This is a genomic window from Synechococcus sp. RedBA-s, from assembly GCF_024345495.1.
Lineage (GTDB): Bacteria > Cyanobacteriota > Cyanobacteriia > PCC-6307 > Cyanobiaceae > Regnicoccus_A.
This window is the reverse complement of record NZ_JAGQBF010000008.1, coordinates 61,969-77,292: the sequence shown is the minus strand read 5'-3', so window position 1 is coordinate 77,292 and position 15,324 is coordinate 61,969. Positions and strand designations below refer to the sequence as shown.

The window sequence follows — 15,324 nt, the reverse complement described above, 5'->3', positions numbered from 1 at the left end:
GCAGCCGCCTGGCGGGAGCGATCCAAAAGGTTGATCTCAGCGTAGAAACCTGTGCCCGCAGGTCGACTGTCAGGGCAACCGGGGGCAGACGTTCCCCGCCATGGAGGCGCACTCCTCACATTTCTTAATCTGGCGAGCCATGCTGGGGATTCGCCGCCTCCCAAGCCATGACCACCCTCACCCTGCTGGAGCTGTTTCTGGGCTTCATGACCGCCAGCGTGACCCTTTGGGCCTACAGCCTGTCCAGCCCCTCCAGCCCCCAGAACTGACACCCTGCGTTGTGCCATTGGCCCACGCCTTCTACTTTTTCCTCTCCCTGCACCGACCTATCTCCTGATCCGATGTCCAGCTTTCTGAGCCGTTACTTCCTCAAGAACGACCTCCTCACCAACACCGGCCTTCTTGTTCTGCGGCTGGCGATCGGCACAATGATGATTCACCACGGCCAGGAGAAGCTGGCCAACCCGGAGAGCTTTGCCGCCGCCTACCTGGTGCCGCTGCACATGCCCATTCCGAGCGTGATGGCCCACGTGGCTGGTCTTTCCGAGATTTTCGGGTCGTGGTTCGTAATCCTGGGATTCTTCACCCCGATCGGCGCCCTGGCCTTGGTGGGAACCATGGCCGTGGCGGGTTACCACCACATCCTCACCAGCGGCTTCAACATCTATCTGCTTGAGCTGGTGGTGCTCTATCTCGGCGGCAGCTTGGCCATTTTGCTCAATGGTCCCGGCCGTTTTTCGATCGATGCCGGAATCGTCTCTGACCTGCTGGCCAGTGATGCAATGGCCAGCGATGAGGTTGATACGGCCAGATCTGATTTCACAGGTCACCGCTACTCAGAACCCGCCCCGGTGAGGGTGCAAGCTGAGGTCAGTGCAGGTTCGCCCCACTCCGGCCGCCGCTGAACTTCATTCCTGCCAACCAGCCAGCCATCAAGTCGTCAACCTCAGTTTATCCACTGGTCTGCCCTTTACCTGTCCGCCCTTTCACCGAGCTTCCATGAACGCCGTTCTTCTCTCGCCGCCGCTCACTGAGGAGACCCTCAAGGCCCTGTTCACCAAGCCCTACGGCGTTCCGGGGCCCACGGCCGACCAGTGGCGTGCTGTCTATGACAACGCGGTCCATTTTCAGGATCCCACCCAGGAGCGATCCGGCATCGACGCCTACATCGCAGCCCAGGATGATCTGATGGGCCGCTGCGACGACATCTTTCTTGAACCCGGCGCCGTGGCGCTCAGCGGCGAGACGGCTTTCGTGGAGTGGACGATGGGCCTGAAGATCAAAGGGATCGAGTTCATCTATCCAGGCACCACCCGCCTGCGCATCGCTGCCAACGGAATGATCGTGGAGCATCGCGATTATTTCGACTTCGTGGGCCCCACCTTTGAGCCGGTGCCTGTGGTGGGTGGTTTCGTGCGCTGGCTCTATCGACGCTTTGTCTCCTGAAAGCGACCCTAGCCAAGCAAGGATCCCTGACGCATTCGACAACATAACTTCATCTGCTTATGTGTCTGTTGTTCCCCACACTTGTGCTGAATGATCCTGGATCGTGAGGGGAGCTTGAGTAGACCGGAGAGCCAGAAGGGTTTCATTCGTGCTGCACACCATCCCGTTGCTTGCCGCCACATGTCTCGCGGGATTCGCTGCTTTGCAACTGCTGTTCAGCGCCTGGTCCTGGTGATCAATTCTTGAGCGGTAAGCCAGACACTGGGCGCAGAGTTGCGTGTTGCCCATGAAAGTTTCACTACCGCCGGGCCCGATCGGATCTGCGGCGGCCAGCGCCGCTCCCGGTGCGGGCCAGCCCCAGAGGGCACGGCCGCTGCGCGTGACGCTTTGCCACTGCCGTTGACGCTGCTGCTGCTCGACGTCTGTGGGCAGGGCCAGCCGCCGGCCGCGCAGGCGGAACTGACAACGTGCTCTGGGCAGCAGCCAGCACAGTTCGACAGCCGGTTGCTGCCGGAGCTCAACCGCTTTGGCGCTGCGTCCGTCGGTCAGCAGATCCAACACGCCGCCATCGGCCCAGCCACGGAACACCAGGGTTCGCACCCGTGGGGTGCCATCGGGAGCGACTGTGGCGAGTTGCAGCCAGCGGGCTGCTGGTGATCGACCTTCCCTCTCGCGGGCCCCGCGCAGCAACGGCCGCCATGGTGGCAGTGCCGTCACGCCGCCTGAGTCTGGCGACGGTTCAGGGCCAGGGCACCAGCGGTGATGGCCGCCAGGCCCAGGGCGCCACTGGCGGCCAGGAACACCAGTGTCTGCAGGGCCAGCAGAACCAAGCCCAGCGCAGATGCGGCCTTGATCTGGATCCTGGCCTTGAACAGCAGGGTGAGTAGCAGCAGCACCGTGGCCTGCAGGCCAGCGATCTTGGCGGCCGTGAGGGGGCAGAAGGGGCAGAGGGGGCTGGGCAGCAACATGGGCGCAGAGCAGTGGGTCAATCCTGGCGCTGCTGATCATCCACTGCTTTCCGTCAGTGGCAAAACGAGCTTGTCAATACCCCAGCCGATGCCCATCACTCCGGACAAACTGGGTCGTTTTGCTCTACGGGGCCTGCGCATTGGCGCCAGCACGGTGTCAATCCTGGAGTTGCTGCGCAGCGACTGGACCGGTGGCATCACTGCCGGGGTGGCCTGGCTGGTTTTTCTGCAGGTGGAGCGGCGGCTGCCGCCTCCAGCAGACGAAGCCGAGGGTTGATCAGGCTCCTCAGGTGGGTGGCACCGGCCGGATCTGCAGCTCGGCGTAGCCGGTGGCTGGATCCAGTTGCCGCCTGAACTGCCACTCCGGCAGCAGCCCCACCACCAGTTCAGCGGTGGTGCGCACCAGAGAACCCAGGCAGAGATGGCCGCCGATCACTGATCCGCTGCTGTCGGCGATGGCGATGTGGAGATGGGCTCCATCGGCGCAGAGCGTGCCGGCCAGGCCGAGGATCTCCAGCTCGCCGCGGAGGATGGTGCTTTCCTTTCGGCCGGCCAGCCGCAGCTGGGCCACCGACAGGCTGCCGATGCCGCTGATCAGGCAGCTGGCCTGCTCGCTCTGCTGGGCCATCCAGTTCTCCAGCGCCAGGCGCAGATCTGCACCTGGCGTCAGCCGCAGCGGTGTCACCTTCATGTGGCAGATCCGCCAACCCCTGAAGCCTGTCATGGCCTCCAGGTCGTCCAGTTCAGCCGGGGAACGGCCAACCTTCCTTCCAGCGCTCTGTAGCTGCCGCTCTCGATTCAGCTGGGTACGGTGCCGAGAGAAGCGAGCGATGGAATGCTGGCTGAGCTGGTGTTGGCGATCGGGATCCCCGTGGCCCTGCTGCTGCTGGCGGTGCTGGCGCTGGAGCACTGGGGCGATCGACTGCCCCGCTGGCTGCAGCGCCTCTCCCAGCGGCCATCGCTGCTGTGGAACGCTGGTGTCGGGCTGATCATCGGCCTGTCAATGCTGCGTTGGCTGCTTCAGCGCTGACTGTGAGCTGATCGGTGGGCTGGCTGGCTGAGGCCCCAGGCCATGGTCAAGGCCTGGGCCCTCAGCTTCCGATCTTTTTATCGACCCACTGCGTAAGCACATAGACGCCGATAAACATCGGCAGATAAGCGATCCACATGTTGGAAAGATTCAACTCAGAATTATTGATCAAAACAAGCCCCGCATAGCTGACCACACCATAGATCGAAGCTCGCCGCAGAGGCCCAATCATCTTGTCCAAGTGAACAGTCCCGGCGGTGCTTGCCCATGATAGCTGCTGTGGGAACATCAGGGATAGAGTGAAGGAGATCATTGTGGAAGCAATCGCTACCCTGGTGAATAGCCTGGTGGTGCAGAGGTCCTCAAGTGGCTGATGTGTGTTACTGAGACGTGGCGTGGCTTGATCGAACCTGATGGCTAAAATGGTTTGAATATGGTTGCTCAGGTGATGCTCTTCTCGACATAATCTTATGCTGGGACTGAGGTAGTAGGTGCCCACCACGGCCCCTGCGGCAGCGATGGGCACCATCACCGCCTGGTTCTGCTCCATCCACGCCAGCTTGGCCTCGGCCTTCTTGATCGCCGGATCGTGAGGAAAGGCCTCACCAGTACGGAACACTGGCTCCAGCAGCGCCCACACCCCCGACCAGTCGGCCGATTCGTAGGGGCGGATCTGTAGTGGGGTGGTGGGCGCGGCCAGTGCCGTAGGGAATCTGGAGGTTGATTGTCTCTCCACCGCGGCCACAGTTGTAGAGCCCATGCCCAACAGGAAGGCACCCCGCGGGGGGCCTGGCGCCTCGTTCAACATCCCGGTGGCGCGCAGTGACGGCACCCGCACCACCGTGGGGCTGCCGGACACCGGCCTGAGCTGGAGTGTGGAGCACAGCGCGGATCGTCCTGTCGCGATCCCGGCAGGCATTGCCGAGGGGCCGCTCAACAGCCGCCTGCCTTGCTTGTCAGTACGGCAAGCCGATCCAACCTCGGTGCCACATCGAAAGGCTGCCGGATCAGGCGTTCTGGATCCGATTGGAGTCAGCTGGAAAAGCCTGCTGGGGGTTGCACACCTCGAAGATTCGGCACTGCTCCGGGAACGGAAGGCCTTTGCTGCGCAGGGTGTGGCCCAGATCATGCACGGCCAGCACGCCGAAGCTGTGGTCCACCACCGCCTCCTGGAGGGCGGCACTGGCCGCCTCGAAGGATTTCGGCGTGTCGAGGATGAAGAACGGATCCATGAGTGCGATCAGCAGGTCGGTGTCAGGGTGTTCCGTACCAGTCGCGGTACCACTGGGTCATCTGCTCGATCTCCCGGCTCTGGGCCTTTACCATCGCCTGTTGCATCGCTCGCAGCTGCGGATGCTGGCTGTTGGTCTGGGCCATCGAGGCCATCATCACGCCCATGCGGTGGTGGGGAATCATCTGCTCGATGAAGGCCCGATCGAAGTCGGCGGCGTTCTTCAGGGCGGCCAGGCTCGTGCCCATACCCATGCCACCTCCCATCCCCATACCCATGCCGCCCATGCCCATGGCTCCTCCGGTCGTCCAGCTGGGAACATCACCGCCGAACCACTGCCGGTACCAGGCACGCATCTGGGCATTCTCCTGCGTCTGGCTGTCCTTGATGCTGCGGGCCAGGGCCTTGATCTCGGGTCGCTTCGCGCGGGTGAGGGCGAGATCGGCCATGGCGATCGCCCCGTCATGGTGAGGAATCATCATGACGATGAAGTGCTGATCCATCGTCTGGGTACCCATCCGCCCCGGACCGCTCAGCCCCTTTCCCATCCCGCTTCCTGCTGGGGCCATCACCTGGGGCGGCACTGAGCGCGCTGGAGCTCCCAGCGACAGAATGAGCGCTCCCAGTCCTGCGGTGGCCGCGAGCCTCAGCGCCACCGAAGGTGTCTGGTCCAACGCGGCATGGTGATGGCCCATCAGCTCTGCTCCCTTGCTTCTACCTGTCCTCAGCATGGGCACGCAGCAGGGATCTGGTCGCGGCTCCGGATCATGACTTCATCGGATCGGTGCCCATTCGTTCCGTGCTGGCCGAACGTCACGATCAGCCTTCAGACCTGAAGATTCGGACAGATCACATCCCCCTCCTTGGGGGGATCGCTCTGCCAGCCGGCCAGCAGGCCATGCAGTTCCTTTCGGAGCTGCCGCAGCTCCTTGATCTGGCCATCGATCCGCTCGATCTGGCGCCCCAGCTGGATTGCGATGTCGTCACAGGGCAGGACGCCGGCGTCGTGCACGGCCAGGCAGCCCTGGATCTCCTCCAGGCTGAGCCCGAGGGTCTTGAGCCGGCGGATGAACTCCAGGCGCCGCAGGCTCTCCTCAGCGAACAGGCGGTACCCGCCTTCGCTGCGGCCGATCGCCGGCAGCAGGCCCAGGTCCTCGTAGTAGCGCAGGGTCTTCACCGGCAGGCCGCTGCGGCCGGCCAGCGCCCCGATCTTCATGCCGACGGCTTCCATGGACTTGACTCTCCACCTATGGGGAGACTCTAAAGTGGACTTCAGTCCTTTCTGCCATCACCGGAATTCCGTGAACCCCATCGCTCTGGCTCTCCTCCTCTCGGCAGGCGTTGCCGTGGCACCCAGTGCCGCCCGCGCCCAGGCCAACGACATGTTCCCGAGCAAGGCCACTGCGGAAAAACGAGCCAAGGAACTGAAGTGCAGCGGCGCCTTTGCGATGGGCAAGGAGTGGATGCCCTGCCAGAACTTCGATGTTTACCAGAAGGCCGTCTCCAAGGAGAAGTGATTCCACCCTTCCCTTTCCGCCTCTGATTCTTGCCCTGACCATCCCCGTGACAACCCGATGATCCGGCACCACACCAGTCCCCTCCAGCAGCCCTACAAGTGGACCCTGCTGGCTGCTCTGGCAGCGGTGGCCTTCGCCCCGCTGCTCGTTGCCGCACCCGCTGCGGCGCACATGAAGGGCATGTTCAAGACCAAGCAGGAAGCTGAGCAACGCGCCGCCGAACTCAAATGCAAGGGCGCTTTTGCGATGGGCACGCTGTGGATGCCCTGCGCCAATGAGCAGGTGCTGCACAAGGCCCTTCAGAACGAGTGAGCCGCCATCACCTGCTTCGCCGGCTGCACCGCAGCCTCGTGCCCCTGGCGGCAGTGCCGCTCCTGCTCACGGCCCTCTCCGGTTCGCTCTATGGGGCCCTCTCGGCCCGCGGGATTGAAGCCTTCTGGCTGATCAAGCTGCACACGGGCAACTTCGGTGCCATCAATCTGCAGCCTTACTACTCCACGGTCCTCGGCATGCTCACCCTGTTCATCGCCGGCTCTGGGATTGGTTTGTTGCTGGGGCTCCGGAGCGGGAGGAAGCACAGCCCGCCACCCGTCTGATCAGGACGCCAGGCAAGAGGGTGTCAACGAGGAATCTGAGGGTGACACGCAACAACTACGAAGAGCGCACAGGCCATAACCCCTTCGAAATGCTTGCAATCAGACTGACTATTCTCCGACCAGAATGTGGCAGATGAGCTTCTGATAATCCCCCGGGTTCAGGAAAGATGTCACCCCCACCACATCCACTACCTGCTGGCCGTCAGAGCTGCGGCCCAGGCTGCGCACCATCCATTCGGCGCTGCGGCACTCGATGCGGGCCCCTGGGGCGAGAACGGCGGCGCTCATGGGTCAGACCTCCTCACCACGCATTGGCCTTGTTCAGCCCGCCTGGGAACATCGTCCGACGATTGAATCTGTTCGAGACGGTTCAAAGGGGGCTCAGCTCCTGGCTGGCAGTGTCGAGCCCCTTCACAGGCAAGAGCGTTCCATTCATGCGAAGGACCAGGCAGCCACTTGCAAAGCGCACGCTAAGGAGACCACTAACGGGCAGTTAGTTTGAACGGGCCATGGCCGAATTGGGGATATCTCGGAGAAGAGTCACCGCAGCACGAGCAGCAGGCGGCAGGATCTGCTTACCCCTTGGCTCCTGAGCCGGTGCGGTCCCATGCCCTTCCGCTTCCGCCGCTCTGCCCGCCTGGGCCCCCTGCGCTTCAACTTCAGCAAGAGCGGTCTCAGTTTGATTTCGCTCGGGGGTCGGGGAGCTTCCTTCAACATCCCAGTGGCCCGCTCAGGCGGCCCCCGCACCACAGTGGGTCTGCCCGGCACGGGGTTGAGCTGGAGTGTTGAACACAGCCCCGAGGTGAATCAACCAGCCCCGGCGAGTCTCCCCACTGACCCGGCGGAGGGACTGCCCAACAGCCGCCGCTTCCGGCCTGGCCAGCTGGATACCTTCAAGCAGGGGTGCCTGGGGGTGTTGCAGGATCAGCTGTTCGCTCCCGGTTGCCAAGGCAGGTTGCTGTGGGACCTCAACCTGATCACCCGGCTTCTGGCCGATCCCTCGATCGGTAGCCGAACCCAGGGCCTGCTGGCCTTGATCGAAACGCCGGAAGCGATGGAGGGCTACCTACTCCGCGCCCAGAGCCAGGACGACGCCAAGCGCCGGGCACACCGCTGCGTCGAGGCTGCCCAGGAAGCGGCGCGGTTGGTGAATGAGCGGGGCTGGCTCAAGGCGTAGGCAGCCAGTGGCTCAGCCGCTAAGCAACTCCCGTAGGAACTGATCGCTCAAGGCCACCGCCGTGGCCCAGTTCTCCGCCTCGCTGAGGCCGGAGCTGCGGGTGGGCTTGAAGCTGTGGTCACCGCTGGGGATCCAACGCAGCTGTACCTGCGGCGAGAGGGTGTAGGTCTCCACCTCCTCCCGCCGGCCGAAGCTGTCCCGCTCCCCCTGCAGAATCAAGGTGGGAGTCCTCAGGGCGGCCAGGTGCTCGGTGCGCAGCTGCAGTGGCTTGCCAGGCGGGTGGAAGGGGTAGCCCAGGCAAAGACAGCCGCGCACCCCATCGCTGGCGGCCATCTCATCGACCAGCAGGCTGGCCACCCGGCCGCCCATGGACTTGCCGCCGATGAACACCGGTCGGTCCGGCTGCTCCGTCTTCTCCCACCGCACCTGCTGGCGGAATGCCTCCTGCAGCACAGGCATCCGGTCGGGGCCCTGGCGGCGGCCCGTCTCGCGCATCCGGGCCATGTAGGGGAACTCAAAGCGCACCACCCGCCAGCCCGACTCGGCCAGTCCGCCGGCGATAGCCGCCATGAACGGGCTGTCCATCGGTGCCCCGGCCCCATGGGCCAGCAGCACGGTGGCTGGCGCGACATCGGGACCATCGATCAAGCGGGGCGCGGGCGGAGGGTCAGGGTTCATGGCTCGATCCTCGCGGAACCAGCCGGCGTCAATCCGATCACCTCAACGCCGCATCCCCAAGCGGGAACGATCAGCCCAGCTGCCTCTCACTCCTCCTCGTCGACCCCATCCACCGGCACCAGGCGGATCTGCTTGCGGCCCAGCTTGATCTCGAACTCATCTCCGGGCTTGAGATCGAGCAGGTCGGTGTAGGCCTTGGTCACCAGCAGGATGCCGTTGAAGCGCACCTTGGGCCTTTCGCTCAGGCTGCGGCCACCTCTGCCCTTGCCGTTGCCACCACCCTCTCCGAGGCTGACGCCCTTCGCCTCCAGCAGCACCTGCTAGCGGCTGTGGGGACGGCCAGTTTCCTGGCCTTGCAGGGCAGCGCGAAGGGCCGCCGAATTGAGGATCGGGGTGTTGTGCTCGAGGTCGGGCACCAGCACCAGCTCTGCCACGCCGGGCAGGAAGGCGCGGTGCAGGGCTACGGCGTGGCGCGTGGGCACCACCCGATCGACGGCCGCCGCCACGATCGTGGTGGGGGCACGCACCAGGGGCGCCTCGGCGGCCGCATCCCAGCGATCGAGCAGCAGCAGATCCACCAGTAGCCACGGCATGGCGCCGCGGGCCACCGCCAGCAAGCTGTCGAAGGGCACCAGCAGCACCAGGCGCTGCACCGGGCGGGTGGCGGCCAGATGCACCGCCGGGCCTGTGCCCAGGCTGCGGCCCACCACCGCCACCGCGCTGTGGCGCTCGGCCACGTGGGCATAGAGGGCCTGGGCGTCGGCGCGCAGGGCCGCTTCGCTGGGTCTGCCCTCGCTGCCGCCGTAACCGCGGTAGTGGAGCAGGTAGAGGGCCGTGTCGGGCAGCAGGGCGGCCAGATCGGCGCGGGTGAGGGACACGTCCTCGGCGTTGCCCCCGAAGTAGATCAGCGCCCGGGGCCCCGGATGGGAGCGATGGGCCACCAGCAGGCGCTTGCCCTCCACCTGCAGCACCAGCCGGCCGGATGGGTCGGCGGCGGGCTGGGGGAAATAAATCAACCAGCGCTGGGTCAGGAACACCAGCAGGGACACGCCGCCATAGCCCAGCGCCAGCAAGCCGGCCCAGCCCAGCCACCTACCCACAGTCATCGGTGCTACGCCCATCGGCCTCAGCAGCCCACGCTGGACGGGACCATACACAGATCGACGATCACCTTCATGCTCTGACAGCCCGAACGGGCTTCATCGTGGAAGCTGCCGTGCACTCGTTGAGATGGCTGTGTTCTCGCTGCTGGTGATCGTGCATGCCCTGGCCGCCACGGTCTGGACCGGCGGCCATCTGGTGCTGGATCTGGGCGTGCTGCCCCGCGCCCTGCGCGAGGGCCATGCGGCGCCGATCCGCGCCTTCGAGGAGACGTTCGAGCCGCTGGGCCTCACCGCTCTCGCCATCCAGGTGGTCACCGGCCTGTGGATGGGCTGGATCTACCTTCCCCACTTCCAGGGGCTCTTCAACCCACAGAACCCGATCGGCATGCTGGTGGGCACCAAGCTGCTGCTGCTGGCCGCTACCGCGGCACTGGCCGTGCATGCCCGCCTGCGGCTGATCCCCAACCTCACAGACGCCAACCTCAGTGGCCTGGCCTGGCACATCCGTGGCATCACAGCCCTGGCGATCGCTTTTGTGGTGGTGGGCGCGCTCATCCGCCTGGGCGGGCTGGGTTGAGAGGCTCGCTCCCCATCGGCCAGGCCTTCCAGCCGCCACTCCGATGGCCCAGATCTTCTCCTTGCTGACGCCGGAACTACGGGTGAGCTTGAAGCCGTTGTCAGCGCTGGAGATCCAGCCCAGCTACCTTCACTCCTCGTCGTCAGCCGCGCCCGCAGGAATCAGACGGATTTGTTTCTTGCCGAGCTTGATCTCGAACTCATCACCGGGCTTGAGGCCAAGCAGTCCGGTGTAGGCCATGCCTACCAGCAGGTTACCGTTGAACTGCACCTTGGCCACGTAACTCAAGCTGCGGCCGGCCTTCCCTTTGCCGTTGCCATCACCCAAGCTGACGCCTTTGGCTTCCAGCAGCGCCTCATAGAAGGCCGTGAAGTTCAACCGATCGCTGCCGTCCTTCTTGCTGCTCACATAACCGGCGGCTCGCACCAGATCCGACTTGGAGACATCACCCAGCTCCTTGACTTTGGCGAGCAGTTCAGATCCGGTGAGAGCCATGGTGTTGTTGCATCCATCAGCTTGACAATAACGATCAGGATGTTGGCTGCCAGACCATGAAGGTGCGGGTGTCCGTCCCTTCAACAGAAGCTTTCGCAGGCCTCGCCTGTCACCGTTGCAGGCCAGTTCGATACGCCTGATTACATCAGCGCCGGTACATCCCCGCGCCTGGTGCCCCGAAGCCCGCTCCAGGGCGAACCCCGGCTCCGGAGGCAGGCCCACCGAGACCACCTGGATTCTCCACGGGCCGTGCCTCCACACCGACACCTGCTTCTCCCACTCCCGCACCGGGCAGGACCCCTGCGCCGGAGGCAGGGCCACCGACACCACCTGCGCCCACCCCTGGCTCCCGATCGAGGCCAGGCCCTGCCGCACCGAACCCTGCCCCAGGAGCCACACCTGCCCCGGATGCCGGCCCCCCGATCCCCCCGGGGTTCGGTCGTGCCAGGCAGACACTGCCTGCGGCCAGGGAGAAAGCCACGCCAGAGACGGCCAGCAAAGCGAGTTCATGGATCCTTTTCATGGCACGAGCGGGGAGAAGACCTCCTGCTTAGCAGGGGCCGCTGCGCTTGGCCTCTGTTACTTGGTCGCTGGCCCCAAATGGAAGGGTAACAAGCCCGAAGGCATCGCCAAGGTGTTCCGCTCAGAGACGCAGTTCAGCCTGATCATCTTCCGCACCCAGCTCTTCAACGCTGCCGATATCAACAACGTGAAGAAGGTGCAGGCCGGCATCCGCGCCGAGCCGCTTTCGGCCTTCCTGAAGCAGCCTGCGCCGCCCGCCGCCCGCCGCCCGCCGCACCGGCATCGCGTTCCCGCCTTTCGTTGGCCAGGGCCCGTTCAAGACCGACTTCGCGGTCACCCTCGACTTCCTGCTGCAGTTCGCGCCCGTGGTGGCGGAAGAAAAGGAGCTGCGCGCCAAGTTCGCCAGCATCGGCATCGGCCTGGGCAAGACCTTCAACTTCAATGACCTCTCGCTCGAGCACAAGGCGGCGGTGGGCCTGGCCGTGAAGCAGGGATACGAGGCGATCGAAAAGCGCCGCGACAGGATCGGCAAGGACATCAACGGCTGGCTCGTCGGCGCGGCCTTCGGCGACCGCACCTTCTTCAAGGGCGACTACGAGCTGCGCGCCGCCGCCGCGATGGCCGGCATTTACGGCAACGCCGCCGCCGAGGCCATGCACCCGTTGGCCAAGACCGACGGCACCGGCACCGCGCTGGACGGCAGCAAGCACCGCTACACCCTGACCTTCGCGAAGGACCAGCTGCCGCCTGTGAACTCGTTCTGGTCGGTGACGATGTACGACGGCAAGACGCAGTTGCTGATCGACAACCCGATCAACCGCTACCTGATCAACTCGGGAATGCTGCCGAAGATGAAGAAGAACGCGGACGGGTCGCTCACGCTGCTCATCCAGAAGGATTCGCCCGGCAAGGACAAGGAAGCCAACTGGTTGCCCGCGCCGGATGGCCCGATCTACATGGTGATGCGCCTGTACTGGCCGAAGGACACGCCGCCGTCGATCCTGCCGCCCGGCGAAGGCAGCTGGAAGCCGCCGGCGGTGATGCAGGCGCAATGATCGGATTCGTTAATCTCGGTTTCTGATCAGCGCTCGTCCCCATTGCAGTCTCGATTACCCTCACCGAACTCACCGAACTCACCGAAAGGATCCATCTTGAAAAGTATTCAGAACGCCTTGCCTGCCTTCTTCGCCGCTGCCGCACTGGTCGCTTTGGTGGCTTGGCACCCCGCCGTACAAGCGCAAGCCAAACCGGCATCCAAACCGATCGTCAACCTGACGGATCCCTGCCCGATCAAGGCTGAGAACTGGCGCGGCAAAGCCTTCTACGAGATTCTGTTCATGTTCCGCCAGCCCAACAGCGGCGGGATCGGCAACTACTTCAACTCTCTCAGCAACGCCCTTCCCGCGCCCAACGACGTGATGGACGCGCGCTTCCGCGCCCTGAATGGGGATACATTGAAGAAGGAGTTCGGGGGCGACGGGGTCTTCTTCAATGGCCCGCGCCGTCTGGTGGCGAACACCATAACCGCGATGTCCTGGAATGGCTGCAAGCAAAGAGTGATCGCCGGGATCCCCTTGAACCTGGACGGCACCTTCGAAGTCCCGAGTTTCGACAAGTTCGTTTCCGGACCGCCGGTAGCCTATAAGCCGTTGGTCTCCAAACGTGACAGTCGCATGATCTTCAATGCGGGCGAAACGGTGTATGAGCTGATCACTCCCGAGGGCTCCGTCTACACCATGTTCAGCCTGTCCCTGAAAGCCGACCCCAAGAACACGATCGAAAACCTGCCCACCCTGGGCAAGCGCCTGACCTTGCCGACGGGATGGCAGTTCAGATCACGCAAACTGGACAAGCAGATGGTTCTGACGGCCGCCGCAGACTCCAACCCGCCCAACACCGTCGTTCTCGACCAGCTTGAGGGCAACTATCAGTACAACGCTGGCGCCAAGTAGTGGCCTGTGTGCCGCCCGGCGAGGGCAGCTGGCAGTCGCCAACTTTGATGCAAGCAAAGTGATTTCTTTCACCACGAACTGCGAAGAAAGTAGAGATAGAAATGTCCCTACTGGCTGCCTTCAAGCTTGCTGATGCTGGCCGGGCCATAGATGTTGCAGGACGCGGAGATGCGCGACTCTCGCTTGATCCGCGCCGCCCGGGCGGTGCGGACGCCCTGACTGCCCGACACAAGTCTGAGCACCCTTGCAAAAGCATGGGTCTCAGTCAATGGGGTGGGCAGGGAGCTGCCAAGCTCTCAGAAGTGATTTGGAGACTTTGCGGAGGTCTTAAAGTTCCGTGCAGCTGTCAATTGCCCTTGAATGGGCTTCGACAAAGAACTCTCTGCTGATCGAAAGGGAACTTTCCATTAGAATCTTCTTTGGATTGTGTCGAACAAATCTCGGCAGTTGATTCAACCGATGCCCAGCAGCCCGCGGGTGAAGGCCTCACCACCCAGGGCGAATTCGGTGGCCAGTAGTGCAATGAAACCCAGCATGGCCATGCGGCCATTCAGCTTCTCGGCGCGCTCATGGAAGCCCCAACCACGCTCGGCACCCACCACTTCCATGCGGGGCTCCGTGGCGAAGGCATTGAGGCGACCGCCTTCCTCGGTGGTGACTGTGGCTCCGCGAATGGTGGCGCGATCAAGGGCGCTGGGGGCTGTGGCGGTGGCTTGGGCCATGAGGCGATCGCAGGAGATGAGAGAACTGTAACAGATTATTGCGGAATGTAGATGCATGTAACTTCTGCACCCCAGCAGGGCGGCTCAGGCCCTAGTGCCAACCTTGGATGACCCCAGCTGCAAGCGGAGCCTGGTTAGGTGGCCAACGAGGAAAGAGCCTTTGGCTTCAGAGGCCACGGGCGGGGCCACGGATCAGGCAGACTCTTTACGTTCCGTTACAAAAGCCATGACGGTCGGACAGCTCTTTCTCAAATCTCTCTCCAGCGGGGTCATCACTCCCCAAGAGCTCTCCTGGCTCACCCATCAGCAAGACAGCTTCTCCCGAGTGGAGGAGGCCACGGCGCTGAGGCTCGGACGACTGCTCGATCAGGGTGAAATCCAGCTGGGCTGCAGGCTCTCCACATGAAACTGAGAAACGTCACTCTGCTCGCCTTTCCCTGAGTGCCCCCCTATTGGTTTCATTGTCTTTGCTTGAGGGAGAAATGGCCGATAGGGAATAGGCCATGCTTAAGCTTTCGATTGGCCTCAGCACTGACCTGCCTTCCGTGCTGGGTAGTTGATAGAAGGACGGCTTAGGCTAAATATAAACTAATGCTAGAAAAGAGTTTGCACAGTCAATGCTGTACAAATCTTATTTATCTATGCTTTCAAATGATTAAATCGGTGGAAGTCTTTTGATCAATTAACCGACTTGCCGACGGCTTACGACGCCTGCTGATACAGATCTTCTAGCCGCTCCCGGCTGAGGTCGACGTACAACATCTCCTCGCCGGGCTCGGGGGCTTCGGGGTGGCGCCTAGGCTTGGAACTACTTGTCTGAGAGGAAGCCAGCTGAGCGGAGCCGCGCAGATTCTGGCTCATCAACGCAAAGGCTCCCCCTCCGATGACCGCAAAACAGATCAGATTGACGGCAGCCAGGAGGTCGTTCAATGATGGAAGCTCTTTTCCCCACCTTAGTGTAGAGAACTGTTACTCGTTGTTCTCAGTTTCCCAGGTGCATGTCATTAACTGAGAACGAAGTGATGCCAGTCGTCGTCATCGGTCCAGGGCCGGGGCCTTCTGGAAGAGCATCCGGTTGGAGAACGCCACGATCAGCTGGCCGCCGGGGCGCAGCACCCGCAGCAGTTCGGCGGCCACCTCCTCCGGCTGTTGCTGGTACTGCCAGCCGGCCACGATCATTCCCGCATCAGCGCTGCCTGATTCCATAGGCAGGTGCTGATCAAGGTTGAGGTTCTGCAGCCAATGGCGGTCCAGCCATGGGTTGGCTTCCTGCTCCAGGGCGTTGAGCCCATGGCCAATCAATTGTGGGA

General features: G+C 63.2%; 26 protein-coding genes and 1 pseudogene. 13 read left to right on the top strand and 14 right to left on the bottom strand.

Annotated elements, in window-relative coordinates; all coding sequences use genetic code 11:
* Positions 1-341: 341 nt before the first annotated feature.
* Together KBY67_RS04910 and KBY67_RS04905 are read left to right on the top strand one after the other, a co-directional pair.
* Positions 342-905 (top strand): DoxX family protein, encoded by a 564-nt coding sequence (locus tag KBY67_RS04910; protein ID WP_255109323.1) that lies wholly within the window; start codon positions 342-344, stop codon positions 903-905.
* A gap of 94 nt (positions 906-999) precedes the next feature.
* Positions 1,000-1,446 carry a nuclear transport factor 2 family protein gene (locus tag KBY67_RS04905; RefSeq protein ID WP_255109321.1) on the top strand — a complete coding sequence of 149 codons (447 nt, stop codon included), beginning with the start codon at positions 1,000-1,002 and terminating at the stop codon, positions 1,444-1,446.
* 57 nt (positions 1,447-1,503) lie between these two features.
* On the opposite strand, the gene KBY67_RS04900 is transcribed toward KBY67_RS04905, so the two are convergent.
* Both KBY67_RS04900 and KBY67_RS04895 read right to left on the bottom strand, forming a co-directional pair.
* Positions 1,504-2,163, bottom strand: coding sequence for a pyridoxamine 5'-phosphate oxidase family protein (locus KBY67_RS04900; RefSeq protein WP_255109319.1), 660 nt, complete (start codon positions 2,161-2,163; stop codon positions 1,504-1,506).
* Positions 2,160-2,414, bottom strand: coding sequence for a hypothetical protein (locus KBY67_RS04895; protein ID WP_255109317.1), 255 nt, complete (start codon positions 2,412-2,414; stop codon positions 2,160-2,162). The genes KBY67_RS04900 and KBY67_RS04895 overlap by 4 nt, the downstream gene beginning before the upstream one ends.
* 88 nt (positions 2,415-2,502) lie before the next feature.
* Between KBY67_RS04895 and KBY67_RS04890 the strand changes: the two genes are divergently transcribed.
* On the top strand, positions 2,503-2,691 hold the full coding sequence (locus KBY67_RS04890; protein WP_255109315.1) for a hypothetical protein: 189 nt from the start codon (positions 2,503-2,505) through the stop codon (positions 2,689-2,691).
* A gap of 9 nt (positions 2,692-2,700) precedes the next feature.
* On the opposite strand, the gene KBY67_RS04885 is transcribed toward KBY67_RS04890, so the two are convergent.
* On the bottom strand, positions 2,701-3,138 hold the full coding sequence (locus KBY67_RS04885; RefSeq protein ID WP_255109313.1) for a PPC domain-containing DNA-binding protein: 438 nt from the start codon (positions 3,136-3,138) through the stop codon (positions 2,701-2,703).
* Positions 3,139-3,249: 111 nt separating this feature from the next.
* Here KBY67_RS04885 and KBY67_RS04880 point away from each other — a divergent pair, with 111 nt between their 5' ends.
* Complete coding sequence (locus KBY67_RS04880; RefSeq protein WP_255109311.1) at positions 3,250-3,444, top strand: hypothetical protein; 195 nt, start codon at positions 3,250-3,252, stop codon at positions 3,442-3,444.
* A 61-nt stretch (positions 3,445-3,505) separates the two neighbouring features.
* On the opposite strand, the gene KBY67_RS14855 is transcribed toward KBY67_RS04880, so the two are convergent.
* The 4 genes from KBY67_RS14855 to KBY67_RS04860 all read right to left on the bottom strand — a co-directional run bounded on the left by KBY67_RS14855 (position 3,506) and on the right by KBY67_RS04860 (position 5,906).
* Entirely contained in the window at positions 3,506-4,303 is a 798-nt protein-coding gene (locus KBY67_RS14855; RefSeq protein ID WP_399213934.1) for a hypothetical protein, read from the bottom strand.
* A 148-nt stretch (positions 4,304-4,451) separates the two neighbouring features.
* Complete coding sequence (locus KBY67_RS04870; protein ID WP_255109309.1) at positions 4,452-4,676, bottom strand: DUF302 domain-containing protein; 225 nt, start codon at positions 4,674-4,676, stop codon at positions 4,452-4,454.
* A 22-nt stretch (positions 4,677-4,698) separates the two neighbouring features.
* On the bottom strand, positions 4,699-5,178 hold the full coding sequence (locus KBY67_RS04865; RefSeq protein WP_255109307.1) for a DUF305 domain-containing protein: 480 nt from the start codon (positions 5,176-5,178) through the stop codon (positions 4,699-4,701).
* Between the two features lie 323 nt (positions 5,179-5,501).
* On the bottom strand, positions 5,502-5,906 hold the full coding sequence (locus KBY67_RS04860) for a heavy metal-responsive transcriptional regulator (RefSeq protein ID WP_255109305.1): 405 nt from the start codon (positions 5,904-5,906) through the stop codon (positions 5,502-5,504).
* On the opposite strand from KBY67_RS04860, the gene KBY67_RS04855 reads away from it, so the two are divergent.
* Genes KBY67_RS04855 through KBY67_RS04845 form a run of 3 tightly spaced genes read left to right on the top strand, consistent with a single transcriptional unit; the run spans position 5,905 to position 6,788 of the window.
* Positions 5,905-6,192 (top strand): DUF3721 domain-containing protein, encoded by a 288-nt coding sequence (locus KBY67_RS04855; RefSeq protein ID WP_255109303.1) that lies wholly within the window; start codon positions 5,905-5,907, stop codon positions 6,190-6,192. The genes KBY67_RS04860 and KBY67_RS04855 overlap by 2 nt on opposite strands.
* Positions 6,193-6,249: 57 nt before the next feature.
* On the top strand, positions 6,250-6,504 hold the full coding sequence (locus tag KBY67_RS04850; protein ID WP_255109301.1) for a DUF3721 domain-containing protein: 255 nt from the start codon (positions 6,250-6,252) through the stop codon (positions 6,502-6,504).
* Complete coding sequence (locus tag KBY67_RS04845; protein WP_255109299.1) at positions 6,501-6,788, top strand: hypothetical protein; 288 nt, start codon at positions 6,501-6,503, stop codon at positions 6,786-6,788. The genes KBY67_RS04850 and KBY67_RS04845 overlap by 4 nt, the downstream gene beginning before the upstream one ends.
* 108 nt (positions 6,789-6,896) lie before the next feature.
* Here the strand turns inward: KBY67_RS04845 and KBY67_RS04840 are convergent, their stop codons facing one another.
* Complete coding sequence (locus KBY67_RS04840) at positions 6,897-7,076, bottom strand: hypothetical protein (protein ID WP_255109298.1); 180 nt, start codon at positions 7,074-7,076, stop codon at positions 6,897-6,899.
* Positions 7,077-7,395: 319 nt separating this feature from the next.
* Here KBY67_RS04840 and KBY67_RS04835 point away from each other — a divergent pair, with 319 nt between their 5' ends.
* The gene (locus KBY67_RS04835) at positions 7,396-7,965 is read left to right on the top strand and encodes a DUF4236 domain-containing protein (RefSeq protein ID WP_255109297.1); all 570 of its coding nucleotides are present in this window, start codon (positions 7,396-7,398) and stop codon (positions 7,963-7,965) included.
* A 12-nt stretch (positions 7,966-7,977) separates the two neighbouring features.
* On the opposite strand, the gene KBY67_RS04830 is transcribed toward KBY67_RS04835, so the two are convergent.
* From KBY67_RS04830 to KBY67_RS04820, 3 genes and pseudogenes are all read right to left on the bottom strand, one after another.
* Positions 7,978-8,643, bottom strand: a complete 666-nt coding sequence (locus KBY67_RS04830) for an alpha/beta family hydrolase (protein ID WP_255109296.1) — start codon at positions 8,641-8,643, stop codon at positions 7,978-7,980.
* 86 nt (positions 8,644-8,729) lie between these two features.
* Positions 8,730-8,963 (bottom strand): annotated as a pseudogene (locus KBY67_RS04825) (AbrB-like transcriptional regulator); the annotation flags it as partial.
* The gene (locus KBY67_RS04820; protein ID WP_255109295.1) at positions 8,964-9,764 is read right to left on the bottom strand and encodes an alpha/beta hydrolase; all 801 of its coding nucleotides are present in this window, start codon (positions 9,762-9,764) and stop codon (positions 8,964-8,966) included.
* A 109-nt stretch (positions 9,765-9,873) separates the two neighbouring features.
* Between KBY67_RS04820 and KBY67_RS04815 the strand changes: the two genes are divergently transcribed.
* Entirely contained in the window at positions 9,874-10,323 is a 450-nt protein-coding gene (locus KBY67_RS04815) for a CopD family protein (protein ID WP_255109294.1), read from the top strand.
* 129 nt (positions 10,324-10,452) lie between these two features.
* Here the strand turns inward: KBY67_RS04815 and KBY67_RS04810 are convergent, their stop codons facing one another.
* Entirely contained in the window at positions 10,453-10,818 is a 366-nt protein-coding gene (locus KBY67_RS04810) for an AbrB family transcriptional regulator (RefSeq protein ID WP_255109293.1), read from the bottom strand.
* A 508-nt stretch (positions 10,819-11,326) separates the two neighbouring features.
* Between KBY67_RS04810 and KBY67_RS04805 the strand changes: the two genes are divergently transcribed.
* The 3 genes from KBY67_RS04805 to KBY67_RS04795 all read left to right on the top strand — a co-directional run bounded on the left by KBY67_RS04805 (position 11,327) and on the right by KBY67_RS04795 (position 13,292).
* The gene (locus tag KBY67_RS04805) at positions 11,327-11,785 is read left to right on the top strand and encodes a DUF1254 domain-containing protein (RefSeq protein ID WP_255109292.1); all 459 of its coding nucleotides are present in this window, start codon (positions 11,327-11,329) and stop codon (positions 11,783-11,785) included.
* Positions 11,706-12,395, top strand: a complete 690-nt coding sequence (locus tag KBY67_RS14740) for a DUF1214 domain-containing protein (RefSeq protein WP_255109291.1) — start codon at positions 11,706-11,708, stop codon at positions 12,393-12,395. Before KBY67_RS04805 ends, KBY67_RS14740 begins: the two co-directional genes overlap by 80 nt.
* Positions 12,396-12,512: 117 nt before the next feature.
* Entirely contained in the window at positions 12,513-13,292 is a 780-nt protein-coding gene (locus tag KBY67_RS04795; protein ID WP_255109290.1) for a hypothetical protein, read from the top strand.
* A gap of 452 nt (positions 13,293-13,744) precedes the next feature.
* Here the strand turns inward: KBY67_RS04795 and KBY67_RS04790 are convergent, their stop codons facing one another.
* Positions 13,745-14,014: a high light inducible protein gene (locus KBY67_RS04790; protein WP_255109289.1), complete on the bottom strand. Its 270-nt coding sequence runs from the start codon at positions 14,012-14,014 to the stop codon at positions 13,745-13,747.
* A gap of 226 nt (positions 14,015-14,240) precedes the next feature.
* Here KBY67_RS04790 and KBY67_RS04785 point away from each other — a divergent pair, with 226 nt between their 5' ends.
* Positions 14,241-14,420, top strand: a complete 180-nt coding sequence (locus KBY67_RS04785) for a hypothetical protein (RefSeq protein ID WP_255109288.1) — start codon at positions 14,241-14,243, stop codon at positions 14,418-14,420.
* 629 nt (positions 14,421-15,049) lie between these two features.
* Here the strand turns inward: KBY67_RS04785 and KBY67_RS04780 are convergent.
* Entirely contained in the window at positions 15,050-15,316 is a 267-nt protein-coding gene (locus tag KBY67_RS04780; RefSeq protein WP_255109287.1) for a class I SAM-dependent methyltransferase, read from the bottom strand.
* Positions 15,317-15,324: the final 8 nt, after the last annotated feature.

What these genes read in the sequence shown, in the direction of transcription:
- KBY67_RS04865 (WP_255109307.1), bottom strand. Translation starts at nt 5,178, where the DNA reads ATGGATCAGCACTTCATCGTCATGATGATTCCTCACCATGACGGGGCG.
- KBY67_RS04890 (WP_255109315.1), top strand. Translation starts at nt 2,503, where the DNA reads ATGCCCATCACTCCGGACAAACTGGGTCGTTTTGCTCTACGGGGCCTG.
- KBY67_RS04880 (WP_255109311.1), top strand. Translation starts at nt 3,250, where the DNA reads ATGCTGGCTGAGCTGGTGTTGGCGATCGGGATCCCCGTGGCCCTGCTG.
- KBY67_RS04905 (WP_255109321.1), top strand. Translation starts at nt 1,000, where the DNA reads ATGAACGCCGTTCTTCTCTCGCCGCCGCTCACTGAGGAGACCCTCAAG.
- KBY67_RS04835 (WP_255109297.1), top strand. Translation starts at nt 7,396, where the DNA reads ATGCCCTTCCGCTTCCGCCGCTCTGCCCGCCTGGGCCCCCTGCGCTTC.
- KBY67_RS04855 (WP_255109303.1), top strand. Translation starts at nt 5,905, where the DNA reads ATGGACTTGACTCTCCACCTATGGGGAGACTCTAAAGTGGACTTCAGT.
- KBY67_RS04830 (WP_255109296.1), bottom strand. Translation starts at nt 8,643, where the DNA reads ATGAACCCTGACCCTCCGCCCGCGCCCCGCTTGATCGATGGTCCCGAT.
- KBY67_RS04910 (WP_255109323.1), top strand. Translation starts at nt 342, where the DNA reads ATGTCCAGCTTTCTGAGCCGTTACTTCCTCAAGAACGACCTCCTCACC.
- KBY67_RS04870 (WP_255109309.1), bottom strand. Translation starts at nt 4,676, where the DNA reads ATGGATCCGTTCTTCATCCTCGACACGCCGAAATCCTTCGAGGCGGCC.
- KBY67_RS04885 (WP_255109313.1), bottom strand. Translation starts at nt 3,138, where the DNA reads ATGACAGGCTTCAGGGGTTGGCGGATCTGCCACATGAAGGTGACACCG.
- KBY67_RS04790 (WP_255109289.1), bottom strand. Translation starts at nt 14,014, where the DNA reads ATGGCCCAAGCCACCGCCACAGCCCCCAGCGCCCTTGATCGCGCCACC.
- KBY67_RS04805 (WP_255109292.1), top strand. Translation starts at nt 11,327, where the DNA reads ATGGATCCTTTTCATGGCACGAGCGGGGAGAAGACCTCCTGCTTAGCA.
- KBY67_RS04840 (WP_255109298.1), bottom strand. Translation starts at nt 7,076, where the DNA reads ATGAGCGCCGCCGTTCTCGCCCCAGGGGCCCGCATCGAGTGCCGCAGC.
- KBY67_RS04850 (WP_255109301.1), top strand. Translation starts at nt 6,250, where the DNA reads ATGATCCGGCACCACACCAGTCCCCTCCAGCAGCCCTACAAGTGGACC.
- KBY67_RS04810 (WP_255109293.1), bottom strand. Translation starts at nt 10,818, where the DNA reads ATGGCTCTCACCGGATCTGAACTGCTCGCCAAAGTCAAGGAGCTGGGT.
- KBY67_RS04785 (WP_255109288.1), top strand. Translation starts at nt 14,241, where the DNA reads ATGACGGTCGGACAGCTCTTTCTCAAATCTCTCTCCAGCGGGGTCATC.
- KBY67_RS04815 (WP_255109294.1), top strand. Translation starts at nt 9,874, where the DNA reads ATGGCTGTGTTCTCGCTGCTGGTGATCGTGCATGCCCTGGCCGCCACG.
- KBY67_RS04820 (WP_255109295.1), bottom strand. Translation starts at nt 9,764, where the DNA reads ATGGGCGTAGCACCGATGACTGTGGGTAGGTGGCTGGGCTGGGCCGGC.
- KBY67_RS04895 (WP_255109317.1), bottom strand. Translation starts at nt 2,414, where the DNA reads ATGTTGCTGCCCAGCCCCCTCTGCCCCTTCTGCCCCCTCACGGCCGCC.
- KBY67_RS04860 (WP_255109305.1), bottom strand. Translation starts at nt 5,906, where the DNA reads ATGGAAGCCGTCGGCATGAAGATCGGGGCGCTGGCCGGCCGCAGCGGC.